The sequence below is a fragment of the Flammeovirga sp. OC4 genome (assembly GCF_000812565.1).
Classification (GTDB): domain Bacteria; phylum Bacteroidota; class Bacteroidia; order Cytophagales; family Flammeovirgaceae; genus Flammeovirga.
Genome location: NZ_JTAM01000018.1, coordinates 22754 through 45032, shown reverse-complemented (window position 1 = coordinate 45032; position 22279 = coordinate 22754). Strand labels below are relative to the sequence as shown.

At 34.2% G+C, this 22279-nt stretch carries 17 protein-coding genes; 12 read left to right on the top strand and 5 right to left on the bottom strand.

Going from position 1 to position 22279, the window contains the following annotated elements:
- Positions 1–29: 29 nt before the first annotated feature.
- From PL77_RS12940 to PL77_RS12920, 5 genes are all read left to right on the top strand, one after another.
- Positions 30–977 (top strand): AraC family transcriptional regulator, encoded by a 948-nt coding sequence (locus tag PL77_RS12940; protein WP_044205823.1) that lies wholly within the window; start codon positions 30–32, stop codon positions 975–977.
- Between the two features lie 13 nt (positions 978–990).
- Positions 991–3330: a TonB-dependent receptor gene (locus tag PL77_RS12935; protein WP_172665850.1), complete on the top strand. Its 2340-nt coding sequence runs from the start codon at positions 991–993 to the stop codon at positions 3328–3330.
- Between the two features lie 23 nt (positions 3331–3353).
- Positions 3354–4601 (top strand): DUF4374 domain-containing protein, encoded by a 1248-nt coding sequence (locus tag PL77_RS12930; protein ID WP_044205816.1) that lies wholly within the window; start codon positions 3354–3356, stop codon positions 4599–4601.
- 103 nt (positions 4602–4704) lie between these two features.
- Positions 4705–5850 carry a PepSY domain-containing protein gene (locus PL77_RS12925; protein ID WP_044205979.1) on the top strand — a complete coding sequence of 382 codons (1146 nt, stop codon included), beginning with the start codon at positions 4705–4707 and terminating at the stop codon, positions 5848–5850.
- 458 nt (positions 5851–6308) lie between these two features.
- Complete coding sequence (locus PL77_RS12920; RefSeq protein WP_044205813.1) at positions 6309–7331, top strand: LacI family DNA-binding transcriptional regulator; 1023 nt, start codon at positions 6309–6311, stop codon at positions 7329–7331.
- Positions 7332–7392: 61 nt separating this feature from the next.
- Here the strand turns inward: PL77_RS12920 and PL77_RS12915 are convergent, their stop codons facing one another.
- Positions 7393–7956 (bottom strand): carbonic anhydrase, encoded by a 564-nt coding sequence (locus tag PL77_RS12915; RefSeq protein WP_044205810.1) that lies wholly within the window; start codon positions 7954–7956, stop codon positions 7393–7395.
- Between the two features lie 355 nt (positions 7957–8311).
- Between PL77_RS12915 and PL77_RS12910 the strand changes: the two genes are divergently transcribed.
- Complete coding sequence (locus tag PL77_RS12910) at positions 8312–8620, top strand: hypothetical protein (RefSeq protein WP_156152354.1); 309 nt, start codon at positions 8312–8314, stop codon at positions 8618–8620.
- Between the two features lie 282 nt (positions 8621–8902).
- Positions 8903–10057, top strand: coding sequence for a BamA/TamA family outer membrane protein (locus PL77_RS12905; RefSeq protein ID WP_044205804.1), 1155 nt, complete (start codon positions 8903–8905; stop codon positions 10055–10057).
- A 24-nt stretch (positions 10058–10081) separates the two neighbouring features.
- Here PL77_RS12905 and PL77_RS12900 read toward each other — a convergent pair whose 3' ends face one another.
- Positions 10082–10693, bottom strand: coding sequence for a trans-aconitate 2-methyltransferase (locus PL77_RS12900; RefSeq protein ID WP_044205801.1), 612 nt, complete (start codon positions 10691–10693; stop codon positions 10082–10084).
- Between the two features lie 418 nt (positions 10694–11111).
- Between PL77_RS12900 and PL77_RS12895 the strand changes: the two genes are divergently transcribed.
- The 3 genes from PL77_RS12895 (at position 11112) to PL77_RS12885 (ending at position 15097) form a co-directional block, all read left to right on the top strand.
- Entirely contained in the window at positions 11112–12212 is a 1101-nt protein-coding gene (locus PL77_RS12895) for a VWA domain-containing protein (protein ID WP_044205798.1), read from the top strand.
- Between the two features lie 12 nt (positions 12213–12224).
- Positions 12225–13727 carry a sigma 54-interacting transcriptional regulator gene (locus tag PL77_RS12890; protein WP_044205795.1) on the top strand — a complete coding sequence of 501 codons (1503 nt, stop codon included), beginning with the start codon at positions 12225–12227 and terminating at the stop codon, positions 13725–13727.
- Positions 13728–14458: 731 nt separating this feature from the next.
- A complete protein-coding gene (locus PL77_RS12885; RefSeq protein ID WP_044205794.1) occupies positions 14459–15097 on the top strand; it encodes a DNA-3-methyladenine glycosylase in 639 nt (212 codons plus the stop codon).
- Positions 15098–15100: 3 nt separating this feature from the next.
- On the opposite strand, the gene PL77_RS12880 is transcribed toward PL77_RS12885, so the two are convergent.
- Genes PL77_RS12880 through PL77_RS12870 form a run of 3 tightly spaced genes read right to left on the bottom strand, consistent with a single transcriptional unit; the run spans position 15101 to position 18132 of the window.
- Positions 15101–15757, bottom strand: coding sequence for a protein phosphatase 2C domain-containing protein (locus tag PL77_RS12880; protein WP_044205793.1), 657 nt, complete (start codon positions 15755–15757; stop codon positions 15101–15103).
- 42 nt (positions 15758–15799) lie between these two features.
- Positions 15800–16711, bottom strand: coding sequence for a Rossmann-like and DUF2520 domain-containing protein (locus PL77_RS12875; RefSeq protein WP_052444373.1), 912 nt, complete (start codon positions 16709–16711; stop codon positions 15800–15802).
- Positions 16711–18132, bottom strand: coding sequence for an MBL fold metallo-hydrolase RNA specificity domain-containing protein (locus PL77_RS12870; protein ID WP_044205790.1), 1422 nt, complete (start codon positions 18130–18132; stop codon positions 16711–16713). Before PL77_RS12870 ends, PL77_RS12875 begins: the two co-directional genes overlap by 1 nt.
- Positions 18133–18755: 623 nt before the next feature.
- On the opposite strand from PL77_RS12870, the gene PL77_RS12865 reads away from it, so the two are divergent.
- Both PL77_RS12865 and PL77_RS12860 read left to right on the top strand, forming a co-directional pair.
- The gene (locus PL77_RS12865; RefSeq protein ID WP_044205788.1) at positions 18756–21161 is read left to right on the top strand and encodes a TolC family protein; all 2406 of its coding nucleotides are present in this window, start codon (positions 18756–18758) and stop codon (positions 21159–21161) included.
- Between the two features lie 7 nt (positions 21162–21168).
- Positions 21169–22278 carry an efflux RND transporter periplasmic adaptor subunit gene (locus tag PL77_RS12860; protein ID WP_044205786.1) on the top strand — a complete coding sequence of 370 codons (1110 nt, stop codon included), beginning with the start codon at positions 21169–21171 and terminating at the stop codon, positions 22276–22278.
- Position 22279 lies beyond the last annotated feature (1 nt).

Here is a 22279-nt window from a genome sequence, read left to right as displayed (position 1 = left end):
TCACCAACAAGAAAAGCTCTCTCTATACAATGGAGAAAATTGAAAAATCAGAACTATTCTACTCAAAAAACTTAGATAAACTTACTAGGGTCTCACATGTTTCCGAAGGGGACAATAAAACAATGAAGAAGGTAAGAAAATGGAATACAACCGCAGCAAGTGGGGTTGTTGAAGAATTTTCATTTTCATCTTATCAATTACAGTTTCTTAAACTAAGGACTTATCAACATCTCGACTTTATATTAGATGCATTTCATTACTATTTAATTTTTAGTTTGAAAGACAATGCGTTGACCATTCTCAATCATGAACTATTGAAGGTAGAGGAGGGAATGATCTTTCATGACAAAAAACTAGAATGTCACCTATCAAAAGGTAAAAATGTAGAGCTATTAATATTTTCTTTCGATCTCCCTTTTTTCGATTCAAGTTTTATTAATTCTTCGAGTCTTTTCAAGGAAATATTTACCAAGACAGTTTCATCAACTTTTGAGTTAAATAAGAAGATTCAAGAAATACTCTGGAATATCATAGAAAATAATAAAAAAGGAGACAGTGAATACCTCTATATCAACGCTAAAATATACCAACTTCTCACTGAAGTTTATGAAGTTCGTTTTCCTCCTGAAATTGAGATAGATGTAAACGAAGATAAGCTTCATAAGGTGAAAAACATTATTACTAATAACCTCGAAAACCAGTATTCTATTCCTGATTTATCGAAAGAAATAGGGATGAATGCTTCGTATCTGAAAAAGAATTTTAAGGAAGTTTTCAATGAAACAATTTTTGAATTTGCAAATAGAAAGCGAATGCAAAAAGCACAAGTTTTATTGGTCTCTACATCACTGCCTATCGCTATTATTTCCGAGAAAATAGGCTATCAACATGCATCTCATTTTTCATATGCTTTTAAGAATAGTATCGGAATTACACCTAATAAATATAGAGCTCAACACAAACAAAATGAGGCTTAAGTCTCAATTCACAATGAAAACATTTATCTCACTTCTATTTTTTCTCTTATTCAGTTCGCTTGCTTTTTCGCAGCATAAATTATCTGGAAAAGTATTAGATGAAAATAAAGAGGCAGTTTCTTTTGCGACTGTTCATTTAAAAGAAACCAAAAAAACAACCCGTACTGATATTGATGGAAATTTTGAATTCCAACAATTAGACAAGGGGGAATATACCCTTCAAATTTCTTTTGTGGGTTATGAAAAGTTGGAGCAAAAAGTCAAAGTTCCATTAGCAAAACCATTAAATTTTAATCTGAAATCCTCAACAACAAGATTAGAACAAGTCACTGTTTTTGGCAAATCAGAAGCTACTCTGCTAAGAGAGGAAGCTTATGCAGTTGAAGTAATTGAGACAGAGAATTTTAAAAATACTACCGTAGATGCAAGCCAATTATTAGGTAGAATATCGGGTGTTAACATCCGTCAGGATGGTGGTTTGGGGTCAAATTTTAGCCTCTCTCTTAATGGCCTTTCTGGTAATAGAATTAGAACTTTCATTGATGGTGTTCCAATGGATTATTTTGGCTCCTCTCTTACTTTAAACAACTTTCCTGTCAATCTGATAGAAGGGATAGAAGTATATAAAGGGGCTGTTCCAATTCACCTTTCATCTGATGCATTGGGTGGAGCAGTAAATATCCTTACTTCGAAAAATCCAATCAGTTATTTAGATGCGTCTTATTCCTACGGTAATTTCAATACACATAGGGCTTCATTTAACACACAATACCATCATAAAAAAACAGGTTTTACAGCTAGCATAAAATCCTTTTATAACCATAGTGATAATGATTATAAAATGGATGTTCACCTTCTGGATTTTGAAAGTGGAAAACTGGCAGATGAACCTACTGAGATTCGAAGATTTCATGATGCTTATACTTCAAAAATGGTTTGGGGAGAAGTTGGTTTTATGGGTAAGAAGTTTGCCGATGAGTTAATGATTGGAGTAATGTATTCGGATAATTACAAAGAGATACAACAAAACCCTTTCGCTACTGGAGTGACGTCATTTCCTAATGGAGAGGCGTACATTCAAGAAGATAAACTGATTTATAATTTCACTTATCATAAAAAGAATCTTTTTTGGGAAGGGCTTAATGCCAACAGTTATGTGGTGTATGTAGACTCCGAAAGAAATGGTGTTGATGTAAGTCCACACCGCTATGATTGGTGGGGAGGATATGAGGAAAACGCACACGTCACTACTGGGGAGATGGGTAGAAAATCAGATGTAACTTTATATGAGAAAAACCTGCTCGGAAACTTTAATGCTGAATATGAATTAAGTAACCACCATAGTATTGCCGTGAATTACTCATTGAATAATTTATCAATCAAGGGAGAAGACAAGTATCAGCCTCAGAATAACACACAGTTTTCAGAACCAAATGACGTTACAAAGCAAGTGATAGGAGCATCTTACACCTACTCTGTATTTGACGATAAATGGAGTAATATCGTTTTTGGTAAAAAATATTTCTACAATCTTTTTGCTATTCAGTCCAACTATCAAGGGACAGAGTCAGACGAGTTTAAATATATCAATGATGCCTACGGTTATGGTTTGGCAAGTACCTTCAAACTCAATAAAATTCAATTCAAAGCATCTTACGAAAAGGCGTATCGTTTCCCAGAGTCTTATGAATTATTTGGAGATGGCTTGAATGTCATACCCAATCAAGAATTATTACCTGAAGAAAGTGATAACCTTAATTTAGGCGTACGCTTTAGTTCTGCTCCTGGTAAACCCAATAGGGTCTTTTTAGAAGTTAATGGCTTCATACGAGGAACCAAGAATTATATCCGTTTTGAACCTAGAATGAACAGAAGCTATTACTTAAATGACAAAAGTGTAAAAGCAAACGGAGTAGACTTGACGTTAAATTATAACATCAAAAATACTTTTAATATAGGCTTTGCAGGTACCTACCAAGATTTGAGAAATAATGATTCAGAGTCGGCCTTTTATAAAGATAGAGTACCCAACGAGCCTTATCTTTTTGGAAACCTGACGTTGAGTTTCAACAAACAACTCCGAAGAAGACAAAGTATAGCAGTAACCACAATCTCTAGATATGTTCATGACTTTTATTTCAAGTGGCCAAGCCTGGGTACAGCCTCTTCAAAAGCAGAAATTCCAAGTCAACTTACTCATAACTTAGACATTACATACACTCTGAGAGAGGGTCGATATAACCTTTCTCTCTTGTGTACTAATATCCTTGATGCAAAGGTTTATGATAACCTTAATCAACAAAAACCTGGTCGTGCATTCAGTATAAAAGCACGTTATTTTATTCAGAATTAAAATTAAACAAACATTTTTTCAACATGAAAAAGCATTTTTTACAACTCATTTTTACTGGACTTTCACTTTTTTCTTTCATCTCATGTGATGAAAGTAGCAATGATACCACTACTCCAGCAGGCGAACAAAAATTTGTTTTGGGTATCGAAGCTGAAGGTGGACAAGATGTTCTTTTGACAGCAGATACTATTAATCAAGGGGAAATTTCTCCAATTGGAAATGGGTTAGAACAACCTGCATGGATGTCTTTCTTCAAAGCTGGTGATATGGTGATTGCTGCAGGATATACAAGCGACAATATTTTTACAGGATATAGCTTAAACGGCGAAGGTGGACAATTGGTAAACCAAGGGCAGTTGATTACTGATCAAGGTGTATATGCAACTACAAATGTGGATGACAATTACTTTATTGCTATTGGTGCACCTCGCGAAGGTTTTGAAGAAAGAACAATCTACTTGATTGACAAAAATGACATGTCAATTGAAAGTAGAGCAAAAACAAGAATTGACGAAAGAAGAGAAGAGGATCTAGTAGCTTTCCCAACAGGTGTTTCAGTTGTTGGTGATAAATTATTTATTTCTTATTTCTTGACTGGTACTGGTGCAACTGTTCCTGCATTTGCTACTCCAAAGGCCGAAACCGCTAAAATTGCCGTTTATAACTATCCTTCAATGGAGTTTGTGAAATTAATTGAAGATACTCGTTCTTCAGAAATTGGTCGTTATACAACAGATTTTTCACTGCAAGAAGATGAAAGCGGTACTATTTATACTTTCTCAACGTCATCATTGGCATCTGGTTTCTTACCGACTCCAACTACTCCGTCAGGTTTCTTAAGAATCAAGAATGGTGAAACTGATTTTGACACTGATTACTTCTTCAACTTCCAAGAGAAGAGTGGTGGTTACAAGATCAACACAGCAGTTTATTTGGGTGATGGTAAAATGTTGGTTCGTGCAGTAATGAGCGATCAAGTACATTGGTCTGCTTATTCTCCTAACATTGATGAAGGGTTAGAACATTTAAGCTTTATGATTGCTGATTTAAATGATCAGACGATCACTCCTGTGGCTAATATTCCAATGACCGGTGGTGGCTGGGAAATGGCAGCTTTAGTAAAAGAAGGTAAAGTATATGTAAATGTTTCAAACTCAACAGGTGCAAACATCTATGAAATTGATATTGCTACTTCTACAGCTTCAAAGGGTGCTAGTATTGTAGGTCATTACACCAAAGCAATTTTTGAATTAGAAGCAGCTGCAGAATAAATAAGATATTAATCAGTAGTACATAGGTATGACTTTTTAATGAACCACTAATCAATCTAAAGGTCATAGAATGCTTTCTATGGCCTTATTTAAATTACTGCCCATGACACTTAAAAAACTTCTAGGAAAAGTTCATCTTATATTAGGTCTGATCTCAGGCCTTGTCGTATTTATTGTTTCCATTACAGGTTGTATTTATGCATTCGAACATGAAATTCAGGAATTAATTCAACCGTACCGATTTGTAAAAGAGGTAAAAGGTGAAATATTACCGCCTTCTGAAATCAAGCAAATTGCATTGGAAGCTACGGACGGAATGAAAGTACAGAGGATTTATTATGAGACTCCTCAAAATGCTTCAATGGCTTTACATTATGCGGATGATGCACCCTATTTTTATCTTACTTTTATTGACCAATATACTGGTGAAGTACTGAAAGTAAAGAATTTAAGGACCGATTTCTTTACGGTAGTACTTTATTTACATATATCGTTATTACTCCCTTATGGAGAAAAAATAGTAGGTATTTCCACACTAATTTTTTTAGTGTTATTAATCTCAGGAATGGTATTATGGTGGCCTAAAAACACCAAGAAGAAAGCCTTAAAGCAGAAGTTTAAAATCAAATGGAATGCAAGGTGGAGAAGACAGAACTATGATATCCATAGTGTTTTAGGTTTTTATGCGACTTGGATTTTGATTTTTACAGTAATTACGGGATTAATTTGGTCTTATTCATGGTTTGAAAAGGGCGTTTATTATGTTTTGTCTGGTGGAAAAGCGTTAGTTGAGCAAAGAGAATTATTATCTAACGCAGATTTCACTTTTGATTCAACTTCTACTAATGTAGATAAGGCATGGTACAAAGTCCTTCAAGAAGATGAAAGCATTTTAGGTTCAGTGGTGTATGTTCCACAAAAAAGTGAGGATATAATTAAGATTTACACAAGCCCTGAACATGGTAAATACGGAAAGCTGGATTGGAGGTATTTTGATCAACATACTTTAGATGAATTTAAGGTTGATGATTATAGAGGACGTTATAAGGATGCAACATTGACGGATAAAATCATCAGACTTAATTATGATATTCACACTGGAGGTATATTGGGATTAGCAGGAAAGTTTATCATGTTTTTCGCTTCTTTAATTTCGAGTAGTTTACCGATCACTGGTTTTTTATTGTGGAGAGGAAGGAAAAAGAAGAAAACAAAACAATCAAAACAAGAAGTCGGAGAGCTAGTGTAATTTTGTTTAATGTTATTGAAAGTTAATGTAGGTAGGGAAGTGATATTAAAAGGTGTATTAATAGTACCAACGAAATGATATCCAAATAATTGAAAAGAAAGTAGTTAACGATAAATAATTTTTCATGAATTGACTAACACAAACAAACTTTGAGGATTATCAAAAAACAATAAAGCCTCACATTTTTTTATCTATTCACAACATATCTGTAGAATAAATTTACGCTTAGACTTTAAGTTGTAAATGGCGGGAAGCCTTCTCCTTCATGGAGGGGCTTCTTTTTTTGGTTTTAGATTTTACGTTCACCGAAAAGTGATATATTTGTAAATAGAAGTACAAAAAATAGGTATTTTCTGCACCATATCGTTTTTAGTTGTGATGCTCAAAATATAAAACCAAAATGAATTGTGTTATTCTTATTGGTGTCTGTACTTAAGACTTAAACAACATTTTTTTTCATGGGCAAGGTATATACAATTCACGACATAGCAATCCGACTAAACATATCAAAATCGACAGTTTCAAGAGCCTTGAGGAACCATCCTGATGTCAGTAAAGAAACCAAGACACTTGTCCATGAAATGGCAGCAAAGCTGAATTATCAAAAAAATATTCTGGCTTCCAATCTTGCGAGTAAAAATACCAATTTGATAGGTGTTGTCATTCCAGAAATAGCCCGTCAACACTTCTTCGCTCAAGCACTCAGTGGAATTCAAAGAGTAGCCAAAGAACACGGTTACATTGTGATGGTTTGCCAATCCAATGAAGAATATTTAGAGGAAATTAATCAGGTAAATGCCCTGGTAAACAGTAGGGTAGCAGGTATACTTATTTCTCTTTCTAAAGAAACCAATGATTACCAACATATTCTTAATGCCCAGGATAGACACACACCTGTGGTGTTGTTCGATAGAGGAACTGATAAAATTGAAATTTCACAAGTCTTAGTCGACGATTATAAAGGAGCCTATGAAATTACGACACATCTGATAAAACAAGGTTACCAAAATATAGCCCACCTTAGTGGACCAATGTCTTTATCCATCAGTCAGAAAAGATATAAAGGTTTCATGGATGCATTAAAAGATGCAGGCCGTTCGACTACAGACGCCTACGTATTACAGTGTGATAATTTAAGTTTGGATGCAAGAGAAGCGACAGAGAGAATTTTATCGCTGAAGAAAAGACCCGATGCTATTTTCTGTATGAGTGATTATATGGCAATTCAAGTATTAAAAGAATTAAAGTCTAATCATATTCAGGTTCCAGAAGAAATTGCATTGGCTGGTTTTGCGGGTGATCCAATCACTGAGATTGTGGAGCCTCAGTTATCTACGGTAGAACAACCTGCTTTCGATATTGGGGTACAGGCTGCCAAAAGGTTAATTATGGAGATTGAAACAGAAGATAGGGATACGCTTGGGTTTATCCATAAAATATTAGACACCAATCTATTAGTTAGAGAATCTACTACCTCATAAAAAAGGCTGTTCTAAAGAATTATTTCTTCAAAACAGCCTCAGTGTATATTAGAGATTTTGATTATAAGAATTTCACTTCTCCGTTGTGCAATTGATAATAAGCTGAAACGATTTTCACCTTACCGCTATTCACGGCATCAGCAATAATTTTTGAACGCTCTACTAATTCACTTGCATTTAATTTTGCATTGGTTTTCACTACTTCATTGACATCTGGGCTATCAGTAGCTTCTATTGCAGGAGTAATCTGACATAATAAGTGGTTTAAATTGTAACCATTATCACCACCGTTTACTGCAGCTGTTACAGCACCACAACTTTCATGTCCTAAAACGACAATTACTTGTGAACCTAAGTGAGCTACGGCATATTCAATGGAAGCAATACTATCTGTATTGGCAATATTACCTGCTACACGAACGACAAAAAGTTCACCTAGACCTTTATCAAAAGCTATTTCAGGTACAACTCTACTATCCGCACAGCTTAAAACAATAGTATCTGGGTTTTGGCCATTGGTAAGTTCTGTGATTCTGGCTTTATCTCTAAGTTTTCCTTCGGCTTTCTCTGAAACGAATTTTTGGTTTCCTGCAATAAGACTATCAATGATTTCCTGTTGTGTCATAATTATTTAATCATCTTTAAAGGTTATCTATTTGTAGATAATATAAATGATTGGAGAAAGGAATCAAAATTTGGTCAATTAAGAAAATACAAACAAAACTAAACATTTGAAAAAGGAAATTGTTTTAAGGAATAGTACAATTTTAATAGTAGGATATTCGAAGTGATTGAATATCAATGTAAATCGAATTGGAGTCTATTGAAGTAATGATTCCTCTATTCAACTTGATGATTAAGAGTGGAAGAGTGGATTTGGACTTTTAGGGCAAAACTTTGAGCATATAAGTAAAAAAGAGAAAGTAGATCGGGCGTATAAATAGATATAAAAACAATAACTCGTCTTAATGCTTAAAAAAATGATTACAGATAGATACGAATTAGAGGTTCATCCTGATTTACTAGAATCAGTTTTAGATTACTTAAATGAAAGAGATGTAGAACAACATGCAATATTTTCCTTTGTAACAGAGGAAAAGAAACTTCTAAGAATGTTAAATGAAATATTCTTTAAAAAACAAACAGAGGCAAGTTTTTGGTTCAATGATCAAAAATATAAAACTAGAACTTTAGAGATGTTAGATGTGATGTATGATTTAGCGAAAAGGCTTGAGTATCCTAATGACATCTTTCTATATAAAAAATACTTCCAAAAAATGTTTGGATAAACAAAATTCTTACAACCTCACTACCTTTAAGTAGTGAGTTTTTTTTGTGAAAAATAAAAATAGATGCTGTACTAAAAGTGATTATAAAATTGGTTAGGGACAATAAAGTGATGAGAATGTTACGTTAATGAAAACTTTTTTTTCTGATTTATGGTTTATTAGGTTGAATTATTACATATGTAAAATTAATCCATTAAAAACCCGTAAATTGAATATAATTACAAAAACCAGCTCATTTTCAAATACTATTTCATTATTTTCCAACACACCCATTAACACTCAATGAAATTAACCATCGTAGTATTTCTCTTATTTTCTTGCACGTACAGCTATGGGCAAGAACATGATGAAGACAACAAAGAACCCGAACCTCATCCAAATCTAGTTGACAAATTATTAGAGTTGATTACATACAGGAATGAAAGGTTTTCTTCTGTTTTTTATCCCATAGGTGGGTTTAGTGAACAGGAGGGAATATCCATTGGAGTCATGCCCGTAGTGACCTTTAATGACAAGGATACATCTAGTAAAAGTCAAAAAAAATACAACCGTCCAACTACTTTCATCCCTTCATTTTCAGTATCGACAAAAGGACTTTTCAACCTGGATGCAAGCTTGATTATGTTTGGTAAAGGAAAGTTTAATATGTATTTCAATGGAGTGTATCAAAACGTTCCAAATACCTATTACGGCATTAACGAAGAAACGCCTACTGATACCACTTCTTATTTTAATAGACGCTTTTCAACTTTTGGGGAAGTAAGTTATGAATTGACTGAAACGCTCTTTTTAGGACTTCATTATGACATCCAAAATAACACCATTGAAAACGTAGAAAGTGTACCTCATCTCTATGAAACATCAGAGGGGATTGCAGGAGGTTTTAATTTCGGGCTAGGGCCTATATTGAAATTCGATACCAGAGATAACATTGTATATCCTACAAAAGGGAGCTTATTGGTAACTTCCATTACAGCTTATCCTAAAATGTTGGGTAACGATTATGTTTTTTGGCATTTCTATTCTGAAGTCAGTCACTTTTTCAAAATAAAAAATGAAAAAAATATATTAGGTTTCTTTGGTGCATTTCATATGAAAAGTGGAAACATACCTTTCTATTATCTTAATACGCTAGGTGGTTCAAAGAAGATGAGGAGTATTGCTCAACCCAATCGTTTCATTGATAAAAACTATTATTTGGCTCAGGTGGAATACAGAAGACATCTATGGTGGAGAGTTGGATTGGTTACTTTTGCCAGTGTGGGTAATGTTTATGGCTCCAATGGAACGAATGCATTTGAAAACGTGAAATACACTTTAGGAATGGGATTTAGATTTCAGTTAGTTGAAAATATGAAGTTGAATTTCAGAATTGATTACGGTTTTGGAAATTATGACCAACAAGGCTTATGGCTTACAAGTAGAGAAGCTTTTTAAACTTTGTTGATCATTTTTATTTCTTTAAATCTGGAATAATACCGAGGTTTCAATTGTAGTATCTGTTTTTTTTGTGGCTTCAACTTTAGCTACGCAATCAAAAGGAAAATATTCAATCATCTCTTCCATCGAAGTAAAATAATCAGTACCATACTTTTGGGTACCTTTATAAAAAACTTGATTGACCATTAAATATTTACCAGAAAAATGTTCTTTTAGTGTCTTGAATAAACCTTCAAGATCTGGAAGGATATACCATATAATCTCACTGAGAAGGATGCAATCGTATTCTTTATACATCTCCAAACTTTTGGTAATATCACCCACTTGAAAATCTAAGTGAGGAAATAACGAATTGGCTCTTGTTATTGCTGTTTCTGAAATATCAATACTTTTAGGGATAATACCTGTTTCTCTATAGACCCATTCGGCATAGTAGCCCAAACCGCAGCCACATTCAACAAGTGACTTTATATCAAAATTTCTCATATGAAGAATACCTGATAGTCGGGAGTAATTGTTGGGTTGTGTAGATTGGGTCCACGGGTCTTTACATTCTTTGTACATAGTCTCAAAGTCACCAATGAATTCGCCTTCTTTAATCACATAATCGTGATAGTTTTTCTCTGTTTCCATAATTTATTCAATAAATAAGTTTGTCATTAAAAAATATATTGGCCAGGTAAATCTTATTGCAATGAGTAATATAACGTTAATTGCTAATAAATGTAAGTAAACTTCAAATTAAAATTGGAATAAGACTATTCTTTAATGAATTAGCGTCAAAATGATTAAAGTCAAGCTTCCTTCTTCTCAGTATTGAAAAGATTAAGAAAACCCAGAATAAACAGACTTTCAATATTCATAAGTGAATCCATAATAATAAGAAAATGAACTTAGCTTTCTACGAATTGAAATAATTCGAAAACAAAATAAAACACTTAACTGTTCCTTTTTTGTTATCTTGTTTTAGCTTAAGTCAATTTTTATAGAAAAACATATAATTATTTACTCTAAGATTAACTCATCTTCAACTTTAAACAACAAATATGCTATGAGTGGTTATAGGTTTACACAATATATCCCACCAGAAAATAAACAAAATAATACCTTTCAAGAACTCTTAAAAATATTTTTAGAACTGATCAATATTACTTCAGGTGATGTTTCAGAAACATTATCATGGATGAATGATCTTGATAAACAATACAATCTCACGAATGACAGTTATGGCATGGGTGACTTTTATGATGATCTCAAGAAAAACGGTTACATAAAGGAAAACCCAACCCAAACCGGAGACGTGACAATCACTCCAAAAAGTGAACAAAGTATACGTCAACAAGCATTAGATGAGATTTTTGGTAAATTAAAAAAAGGAGGCTCTGGTGATCACAAAACACCATTTGCAGGTAATAAAGGAGATGAATTTACACCTGATAAACGTGCTTTTGAATTTGGAGATGCCTTGAGTCAAATCTCAATGACAGACTCTATCCGCAATGCTCAAGTCAATCATGGTATTGATGATTTTTCGATCAATGAAGACGATCTTGAGGTAGTAGAGAAGGAGTATAGAACACAGACTTCTACTGTTTTGATGATTGATATTTCCCACTCTATGATTTTATATGGTGAGGACAGAATAACTCCAGCAAAGAAAGTGGCGATGGCCTTGGCAGAAATGATCAAGCGAAAATATAAAAAAGATACACTTGATATCATCGTTTTTGGGAATGATGCTTGGCAAATCAACATCAAAGATCTTCCTTATTTACAAGTAGGGCCATACCATACCAATACAGTAGCAGGTTTGGAGTTGGCCATGGATCTTTTGAGAAGAAAGAAAACGACCAACAAACAAATTTTTATGATTACGGATGGGAAACCTTCTTGTATAAAAGAGGGAGCGAAGTACTATAAAAATAGTTTTGGATTGGATCGTAAAATCGTCAATAAAACGCTCAATTTGGCGGCTCAGGCCCGTAGGTTGAAAATACCAGTGACCACTTTTATGATTGCTTCTGATCCTTATTTACAACAGTTTGTTCAGGAATTTACTCAAGCCAATAACGGAAACGCCTATTATAGTGGCTTAAAAGGTTTGGGAGATATGATATTTAGTGATTACAGCAGAAACAAGAAAAAAAGATAAATAAAGAAATACATGAAAAATTACACTCAACTTTCTACAGAGGAAAAAAAACAGATTCAAACGCTTGGTGAATTAAAAGCTTCAGGTTATCAATCCAAATCCGTTAAACAAGAATTAAGGGATAATTTAATAGAAAAATTAAAGCAAAATGAAAGTCCTTTTCCAGAGATTTGGGGTTATGAGGAGACTGTTATTCCGGAACTTGAAAGAGGAATTTTGTCAATGCATAACATCAATTTATTGGGTTTGAGGGGTCAAGCAAAAACTAGAATTGCTCGATTGCTCATCAATCTTTTAGATGATTTAATTCCGGTAGTGAAAGGAACAGAACTGAATGATGATCCACTAGCGCCTTTATCATTTAAAGCAAAAGAACTCATCAATACAAAAGGAGATGAGACAGAAATTGAATGGTGGTCGAGAGATGACCGTTACACTGAAAAATTAGCAACGCCAGATGTAAGTGTTGCTGACTTGATTGGTGACATTGACCCTATTAAAGCTGCGGCAAATAAATTAAGTTACTCCGATGAAAGAGTTATTCATTATGGGTTAATTCCTCGATCGCACAGAGGTTTATTTGTGATCAATGAATTGCCTGATTTACAACCAAGAATTCAGGTTTCTCTTTTCAATATATTACAAGAAGGGGATATTCAAATAAGAGGTTTCAAACTAAGATTACCGTTGGATATCCAATTTGTATTTACAGCCAACCCGGAAGATTATACAAATCGTGGTAGCATTGTCACACCTTTAAAAGATAGGATCGAGACACAAATTATAACACATTATCCTAAAGACTTACAGATTGCGAAGAAGATCACCGAGCAAGAGGCTAATATTAAACCTTCACAAAAGGATGCAATCAAAATCAACGATATCACTCGTAATTTAATAGAACAAATTGCTTTTGAAGCGAGAGCCAATGAGTTTGTGGATGAAAAAAGTGGAGTTTCAGCCCGTTTAACAATTTCTGCACTTGAAAACTTGTACTCTTCAGCAGAGCGTAGACTTTTAATCAATAATGAAAGTGCAACTTATGTAAGGGTAGCGGACCTTATAGGGACTATACCTGCCATTACTGGAAAGATTGAATTGGTATACGAAGGAGAGCAAGAGGGAGCGGGTGAGGTTGCACAAAGTCTTATCAGTAAAGCAATCAGAAAACAATTTACTAATTACTTCCCATCTCCCGAACAGGCCAAAAAGCTTGGAGATAATTTATACCAGCCTATCGTAGAGTGGTTTGGAGAAGGTTATAAAGTGGATTTGATTCATGCTTCGAGTAATGAGAAATTTAGAAAGGTATTGGATTCAGTTCCGAACCTTAGAGCAATTGTAGAGAAAAAATATCCGAATGAGCCTGTAGATGAAATTTACTACAGAATGGAATTTGTACTGCATGGTTTAGCCGAATTTAGTCAGTTAAGTAAACATAATCTTACCTCAAGTATGAGTTTCTCCGATTTACTGACAGGTATGATGAACTTTTCGGATGATGAAGATTTATAAAAAACACAACTTGGACAAATTGGTATAATAAAAGACCTTTTAGGGTAAATCGATCTATTTGTAACGCCGTTAAAAATAGTGAGTATAAAAAAATAGTAGTTGTTAGATATAACAATTATGATAATCATATCAATTTAGTTGTGACAGTGATGGGTTAATGATCCATCACTGTTTTTTTATTGCCCTAATTCTAATCTCTATCATTTGAAGTTGCAACTGCTTATATTTGAATTTTAGCAGTTTTCCAATTTTAAAGGTTCAGCTGCTCGTTACGTTTTAAACTAAGTTTTCGTTAAATTATAATTCATATTTCTTCTAAACTTTATAGGGTCTACTTCCAAGCTTCCTTCTTCTTCATTTTTGTCTTAACACAAAAACGAAGCAAAAAATTCAAGGCTTAGAAGTCAAAAGCTAAATTTCATTTCTTTCGCCTAAATGATTTTAAACTCGCTAAAGCTCAAACAAGAAAATCATTTTTAACGGCTCTATACATGAAATTCTTAACGCTTTTCCCTTCAAGGCCGATTTAGATACTACTAAATGACTGCCTGATTACAGATCAAAAAAATAGGGTTTAATAATTATCTTCTAAAATGCAGTTCTGTAGGGTCGTTGCATTGCAACGTCCTCGCGAACCATAATATGCTATCAATTTATTATAATAGAAATTAAATGAATTAACGAAAAACTTATTTTACAACATTCATATTATTCTAATAACTAAAGGTAAAATGTCAGAATACTTCCAATACAGTGAAATAGAAATAGAGTTTCTTAAGAAAAAAGATAAAAAACTAAAAGCAGCCATTGAGAGAATAGGTATGATTCATCGGAGCGTTAATCCAGATCTATTTTCTTCCATCATTAAAATTATTATTGGTCAACAAATCTCCACAAGGGCACAAGAAACCATTTGGGAAAGGCTAAAAGATAAAATAGGAGATGTGACAGCAGAGAACATTGAGAAACTGTCTGATGAATCTTTACAAAGTATTGGGATTTCTTTCCGAAAAGTATCTTACATCAAAAATTTTACATCAAAGGTAATTACCAATGAATTTGATATTGAGTGTTTACAGCAACAGTCAGATGAATCAGTAATTGAAGCACTTTCTTCCTTAAAAGGAATAGGTGAATGGACAGCAGAGATGCTCATGATCTTTTCAATGCAAAGAAAAGACATTTTATCGTATGGTGATTTAGCAATTATTAGAGGCATAAGAATGTTATATCGTCATAGAGAGGTTTCAAAAGAAAGATTTTTGAAATATAAGAAACGCTTTTCTCCTTACGGTTCTGTGGCCAGCTTATATCTATGGGCTATTGCAGGTGGAGCGATAGAGGAGTTAAATGATCCTATTTCTAAATAATTTTCAAAGTTGAATAAAGACCATACTAATATCGTCATAATGCTCCTTGGATGAACAAAGTTCTGAGATATACTCATAATGAATGGTGTCCAAATTAATCTTGCCCTTGAAACTATAAATACCATCTGTACTGATGACAACAGATTCTTTAAAGTGATGGGTGAAATGGACAATATGATGATTGAACCAGTTTTGGAAACTATGCTGTAAATGGTAGCATAAAAAGTCAGGAACATTATTTTGGTCTATTTTTTTCCAATGACCATCAACGCCTATCAAACCATCTCCAGCACAATAAGTTACCGTGTATTTGGTATTTGTATCCGTTACATTTAAGAGTAAAGTACTCGCCAATTCATCGTAGCTTAATGAAAGTAATCGTTGAGTCAATTGTATTTGGGTGAAAAAAGAATGTAGGATTTCTTTTCCAATCATAGAAAGGTTTAAATCATCTAAGCTGCTATGGTGTGATAATAAACGCAGACATGAATTACTCAATACCTTTTTAAAGAGCAAAGAAGCAAACTGACTTTCAATGGCAGAGGAACAACCGTCCATCACGGCACTAATTACAAATCTATTCTGAAGAACACGATAGAAAAGAGCATCTTCATTGTTTTCATGTTGATGCCCTCTTTTTGATAAGGTTTGGATAATCATTTTTCTTTTAAAAGCGTTTTTTTCCAATGATTACCCTATTTTTTATTCTTCTAAATCAAGATAATCTTCATCTTCTTGAGAAAGCGTGTCGCCCATATCATTCAATTGTGCTTGTAGATCTTTTTGTTCTTCCAATTCATGGAGTTTTTTGATCATCTCAGCATTGACATACTGTCCTTTCTCATTTTGAAGAATGTCTGTAAAATGTTCATATAAGTATTTGTATTCATCAGACTCCAATGACAAAACATCTAAGTGTCTTTTGATTGTCTTGTGATCATGACGTACAGCGGGTCCTGTTTGTCCATCAATAGGAGAAGGAAGTGAGAAGGCTTTATCTATCGTTTCTTGAACAAGAGGTTGAAGTTCCTGAAAAGATAAACCTGAAGTCTCAATGACTTGAGATGAAACTTCAAGAAGATAATTTGTGAAATTACAAGCAAAAACAGCTGCGATATGAAGCCTTTTTCTTTCTTCACTATTCAAATGAAACACCTTTGGAGTGATGACTTCTGCCAATTGTGCTAACTGATCTAATGCAGTTTTAGCAGTAGCATCGATACAGATAGGAACTTCACTAAATTTAATCTTTTTGTCAAAAGAAAATGTCTGTAGAGGATAGAATACACCCGTGTACAAAGTGCTACCTGAAAGTACTTCTAAAGGTGTAGCACCTGAAGTATGTACCAAAATTGCTTTATGATTTGGCAATTTGATAGTATCAGCCACTTCTTGAATGGCATTATCTGCAACGGCTATGATAAAGATCTCAGCAATACTATCTGAAAAATCTAATTGATCAGTAGGTCGTGCATCATAAAACTTCTTCGCTAGTTTTTTGGCGTTCTTTTTATTTCTGCTGTACACTTCTTCAATCACTACACCCTTATCTTCCAGTACCGTACCTAAGTGAGTAGCTACTCTCCCCGAACCTATTAAAGTTACCCTCATCATTATACTATAAATTCATGTCCCTTTTGTGGGATCACAACGTTTTTATATCCTAAATTTTCGATTCTTTCTTTAAATGCTACCATGGATTCTTCCTCACCATGATTTAAAAAGATTTGTGTGACCTTATTTTTGTCTTGCTGTTGAATGAAGTTTTGTAGATCATTGACATCTCCATGACCACTGAAAGAATCCGTTTGTTCAATTTTACAATTGACTTTCAAGTCTTCATTTCCAATCCTTAAATAGCCTTCATTATCCCGAAGTCTTGCTCCAAGAGTACCTTCGGCAGAAAAACCTACCATAAGCACAGTGGCATAAGGATTTTCCATATTTGCTTGTATATGATGTTGGATGCGTCCTCCCTCTAACATTCCAGAAGATGAAATAATGATATAGGGCTCATTATAATTAGAAATGGCCTTGCTATCATTTTGCTTCTGAGCGTATTCAATATTTTCAAAATTGAATAAAGAGTCGTAATCTTCTTTGAAGTCTTTGGCCTCTTGATTAAGTAAATATAGGAAATCTTCGTAGATCCTATTACTCTGCATGGCTAAAGGAGAATCTGCAAAAACCTTTATTCTTGGTAACTTCCCCTCTTCAAAGAGTTTATGTAATTCAAAAAGTACTGCTTGCGTTCTTCCAATACTGAAAGCTGGAATAATCAAACGTCCCGGAATATCAATACAAGCCCTTTTGATGACCTCTTGTAATTCCTTTGTAGAATCATCGATTTTGCTATGTTCTCTATTGCCATAGGTAGTTTCACAAATTACATAATCGGCTTGAGGCAATTCGATGGGATCTTGTAAAAGAGGGTAGTTTTTCCTTCCGATATCACCAGAGAAGAGAAATGATTTTTCCACTCCTCCTTCTTCTACTTCCACTAAAATATGCGCCGCACCTAAAAGGTGACCTGCGGGAAGGAATGTAACCCAAACTCCTGGCTTTATATTAAACCTCCTTTTGAACTGAATGGGCACCACTTCCTTCATGGTGTCACTCACTTCGGATGTAGTGTAGAGGTTTTCGGGAATAAAGTTGAAATGATCTAAACTTAAACCTCTGGATTTCCTTTTGCTGTATGCCTTTAACTTACGTTGGTTGATACGAGCAGAATCTTCCAATAGGATTTGAGTAAGCGATGCAGTGGCAGAGGTACAAAGAATTTGTCCTTCAAATCCTTCTTTATATAAATTGGGAAGTTTTCCCGAGTGGTCTAAATGGGCGTGCGATAATAAAACTACATTGACTAATGAAGCATCAAAAGGTAAAGCTGAAGTAGGGTATAATGGGTCCGTTTCAGCCATATTTGACATATCTATCCCGCAATCAATTAATATTTGATATCCATCATCCAAAGTCAGTAACGTCATACTACCTGTTACCTTTTCGGCTGCTCCCCAAAATGTAAGTCTCATTCAGTTATTGTATTTATAATCTAAAAGTCATATGTATTCTATCAACAATCCTTTTAAAGCTTCCTACTGATATGTGATAACTGTATTTAATAAACTTTGAATCACACTACAAATAGGTGTTGCATTAATATTTATATTTTACTCACAAAAAGAAAGCAAGACAAAAAGGATAACGATTTTTGATAGAGTACTTACAAATTTAATATGAACGTCCACTAATAGAAGTAAAATCCAATAATTATTTTCAATCATCATGAAATAACATTTTATGTAGGACGATTATTATTTACCATTTGACTTATAAACTACCCTTTTGGGTAGTAGAAGTTTGTTTTGAACCCAATACCTTTGTTGACAAACAGGTATTAAAATGAGAACATTCTGTTTTACTACTTTCAGTTAACTAAGTATATTAGAAATTACTGATTCTTTACCATTCAGAGGACAGGGTGCTTATTGTGAAAGTACTCTGTTCTTTTTTTATGTTAATAATGTAACATTGTAACAGAAAATTATTTTAATCTAAGATTTTTTGACATTCTAGGAAGTCAGATAATTTTTTCCCTTCATTCTTAGTGCTCATTTTTGTAGCTTATAACAAAGTAAATTGTATACTACAAAATATGTTTAATACTACAAAGAACTTAACCTTATCAATATTCTTATTACTATCTATTTCTTCTTTTTATACTCCACAAGCATTTAGTCAAGACAAAACCGAAAACCTCAAAGTAGGTATTTTGTATGATGCTCAGGTATATAAGGAATCAAAGTTTATTGATATTTTAGAAAAAGAAGTTCCTGCAGTTATGGGATCTTCTTACAATGTAACTTTTCCTGATCAATATCAATTGTCAAGTGATTGGGATGATAAAATTGCTCATGAACAATTTGAGTTTTTACAGAATGAAAATGAGGTAGATATTGTAATCTGTTTGGGTGTTTTAGGCTCCACAATTGCAATTCAAAAAGATGCACTATCAAAACCTACTATTTTATGGGGAGTCATTGATCCCAAAGGTCAGGGAGTTCCTTTGAATGAAAATGGAACTACAGGTATTGATAACCTCAACTTTATTTTTACCCGTTCATCCTTAAAGACGGATTTAATGACTTTTCATGATGCAATTAAGTATGAAAAAATAGCGATACTATTTGATGACTATATCCATCACCTTTATTCTCCAGCAAAACCGTTAGACCGAATAGTGAAAAAGATAGGAGTAGAATATACTGCTTTTGGTGTGAAAGATGATATTGATGATCTATTAACACAGATAGATACCACTTATGATGCTGTATATGCTTCCTTTATGTTTAAGCTTTCGGATGAAAAAAAGCAGCAATTATTTTCTGCTCTTGCAGATAGAGGGTTGTATGTTTTTTCGGCAGAAGGAGAACAGGGAGTGAAAAATGGAGCTTTGGTAGGTCTCAAAACGGAAGATAAGTTTGATATTATTGCGAGAAGAATTGCATTGAATATTGAATCAATATTTTATGAAAATGAGAATGCGAAAGATTTACCTGTAAGGGTAGATTATGATGAGAAAATTGTATTGAATGCTGAAGTTGCAGGTAAATTATCCTATCTCCCTAAATGGAATGTCATTTTTAATGCAGAATGGATTGATGCGGTACCCGATGAAAGTGAAAAACTAAGCCTTGAAAATGTTATAGATGAGTCCATAGCCGAAAATATGAATTATAAGGCATCTCAATATGGTACTTTGAGCGGTGATGAACTTCGAAAAGTGGCCAACTCAGCTTTAATGCCTTCTCTAACAGCTTCTATGGCAGGAACAATGATAGACCCGCAGACTGCAGATAGGGCGTTTGGAACACAAGCCGAAAGACAGTTGCTTGGCTCTTTAGATTTTCAGCAGGTGTTGTATTCAGAGAAGGTTTTTGTGAATGCCAGGGTCCAAAAATACCTACAACAGGCAAGGGAAGCAGGGAACGAACAGGTGATGTTGGATGTAGTATATCAGTCCGCAATTGCTTATTTTAATTTGCTTTACGCAAAAACTCAAATTCAAATCACTGAGCGATACTTAGAATCAACGAAGCGAAATTTAGAAATTGCTCAATTGAGGGAAAACGTAGGTTATTCGGGTAATTCAGATGTTTATCGTTGGCAATCTAATTTAGCTCAGACCGAACAGCAGGTAATAGATGCTAATTTACAAGAAAGGCAGCAAATGCTAGTGCTTAATAATCTATTGAATAGAGAAATGAGTGCTCCGATTTATGTTAAAGATGTAGAACTGACGGATGGAATTTATGCAGGGTTAGCCTCTGAAGGAATGGCAAACTTAGTAAAAGACCCCATTTCGTTACTTATTATATCAGATTATGTTGTAGATAAAGCTGTTATTCAACGGCCTGTAGTACAACAATATGCAGCACAAATGCTGGCCATTCAACGTCAACAGTCTTCAGATAGTCGTAACAGATTTATTCCCGAAGTAGCCTTACAAGGGTCATACAATAGGTTTTTGGCCAGAGGGGGAAGTGGTACGTCATCCATCGTTTTACCAGGAGGATCAGTAGGTTTGGACCCATTAGATCAAAATTGGAACATTTCAGTAGTAGCTTCTATTCCTTTGTTTTCAGGTTTCCAAAAGAGTAGAAATTATCAGAAAACGAAATACGATAAACTACAGCTAGAGGCAGAACAAAGGCAAGTACATCTTGATGTTGAAAAAGAGGTAAGAGCAGCATTGTATGAGTTGGCAAGCACAAGTACCAATATTACCAACTCAAGAGAAGCAATGGAGGCCGCTCAAAAAAACTTCGAAATTGTAAGGGATAATTATTCTAAAGGGAGAGTGTCAATCATTGAATTAATTGATGCTCAAAACAATGCTTTTGAATCAGAACAAAATGCAGCCAATGCAGTTTATCAGTTTCTTCAGTCTTCTATGAAGATACAAAGGGCTGTAGGGACTTTTAGCCTCTTACAAACGGATGAGGAAAGACAGCAAACTGCAAATGAAATCAGTGAATTATTAAAAAATACAGAGAGATAATATCCAAATGAAAAATACATTATTAAAGTTATTGACTTTCTTTTGTTTCGTTCAATTTTTAGGAAGTTGTGCTAAGAAAGAAGAAAAACAAGAAGAAGTTGTTAGGCCAGTTCGATATGCACAAGTATATTATTCAGGAGGAGAAGCTTTCCAAACTTTTGCAGGTGTATCTAAAGCAGGTACTGAATCCCAACTTAGTTTCAGAGTGAGTGGTGTTTTGACAAGTATAAAAGTAGTGGAAGGTGATGTAGTGAAAAAAGGACAGCTTATTGCAACGATCGATGATTCAGATGCTAAGATAGCTTTTCAACAAACTGTAGCTCAAACGAAAAGTGCTAAGGTACAGTTGGAAACCATGAAAGCCAACCTGGATAGGACTAAAAAGTTGTATGAAGCAAACAACGTTTCACTCTCCGAGTACGAACAAGCTAAAAACTCCTTTTCTTCCGCGAAAGCAGCTTACAAGAATAGTCAACAAACGGAGGATTTAAAAAGAAGAGAACTAAGTTACTATAAGCTATATGTTCCTATGGATGGTATTATCGCAGAGAAAATCGCATCAAGAAATGAGAATATAATGGCAGGAAACCCAGTAGTAAAATTTGCATCAGGCAATGACCTTGAAATTAAAGTGGGTATTCCTGAAAAATATATTTCCAAAATAAAGGTTGGTGATAAAGTAGATGTCTCTTTTACGTCTGTGAGCGGTAAAAATTTTAAAGGTAAAATTACGAAGCTTTCCTATGTATCGGATGTCTCATCAACATTTCCAGTGACAGTGTTGTTGGATTCTAAATCACAGAGTGTACGACCAGGTATGTCAGCAAATGTTACATTTCAGGTACAACAAAAATCATCAGAACCTTATATGATTGTACCTATCGATGCTGTTGGAGAAGCAGTTGACGGGCAACGTTTTGTGTATACAGTAGAAAGGTTGGATGATAAAACAGGAATAGTACATTATAAAACGATTGAAATCGGTGAATTGAGTGGAAAGGGTTTTATTGTGAAAAAAGGATTGAAAGAAGGAGAAATGGTGGTGACAAGTGGTGTCACAAAAATAAGTGACGGTTTAAAAGTAAAGTACCTCAAAAAATACCAACAGAAGATTTAAA

Bases quoted from the DNA above. Each gene is read 5' to 3' on its own strand.
- PL77_RS12940 (WP_044205823.1), top strand. From the start codon at position 30: ATGGAGAAAATTGAAAAATCAGAACTATTCTACTCAAAAAACTTAGAT.
- PL77_RS12935 (WP_172665850.1), top strand. From the start codon at position 991: ATGAAAACATTTATCTCACTTCTATTTTTTCTCTTATTCAGTTCGCTT.
- PL77_RS12930 (WP_044205816.1), top strand. From the start codon at position 3,354: ATGAAAAAGCATTTTTTACAACTCATTTTTACTGGACTTTCACTTTTT.
- PL77_RS12925 (WP_044205979.1), top strand. From the start codon at position 4,705: ATGACACTTAAAAAACTTCTAGGAAAAGTTCATCTTATATTAGGTCTG.
- PL77_RS12920 (WP_044205813.1), top strand. From the start codon at position 6,309: ATGGGCAAGGTATATACAATTCACGACATAGCAATCCGACTAAACATA.
- PL77_RS12915 (WP_044205810.1), bottom strand. From the start codon at position 7,956: ATGACACAACAGGAAATCATTGATAGTCTTATTGCAGGAAACCAAAAA.
- PL77_RS12910 (WP_156152354.1), top strand. From the start codon at position 8,312: ATGATTACAGATAGATACGAATTAGAGGTTCATCCTGATTTACTAGAA.
- PL77_RS12905 (WP_044205804.1), top strand. From the start codon at position 8,903: ATGAAATTAACCATCGTAGTATTTCTCTTATTTTCTTGCACGTACAGC.
- PL77_RS12900 (WP_044205801.1), bottom strand. From the start codon at position 10,693: ATGGAAACAGAGAAAAACTATCACGATTATGTGATTAAAGAAGGCGAA.
- PL77_RS12895 (WP_044205798.1), top strand. From the start codon at position 11,112: ATGAGTGGTTATAGGTTTACACAATATATCCCACCAGAAAATAAACAA.
- PL77_RS12890 (WP_044205795.1), top strand. From the start codon at position 12,225: ATGAAAAATTACACTCAACTTTCTACAGAGGAAAAAAAACAGATTCAA.
- PL77_RS12885 (WP_044205794.1), top strand. From the start codon at position 14,459: ATGTCAGAATACTTCCAATACAGTGAAATAGAAATAGAGTTTCTTAAG.
- PL77_RS12880 (WP_044205793.1), bottom strand. From the start codon at position 15,757: ATGATTATCCAAACCTTATCAAAAAGAGGGCATCAACATGAAAACAAT.
- PL77_RS12875 (WP_052444373.1), bottom strand. From the start codon at position 16,711: ATGATGAGGGTAACTTTAATAGGTTCGGGGAGAGTAGCTACTCACTTA.
- PL77_RS12870 (WP_044205790.1), bottom strand. From the start codon at position 18,132: ATGAGACTTACATTTTGGGGAGCAGCCGAAAAGGTAACAGGTAGTATG.
- PL77_RS12865 (WP_044205788.1), top strand. From the start codon at position 18,756: ATGTTTAATACTACAAAGAACTTAACCTTATCAATATTCTTATTACTA.
- PL77_RS12860 (WP_044205786.1), top strand. From the start codon at position 21,169: ATGAAAAATACATTATTAAAGTTATTGACTTTCTTTTGTTTCGTTCAA.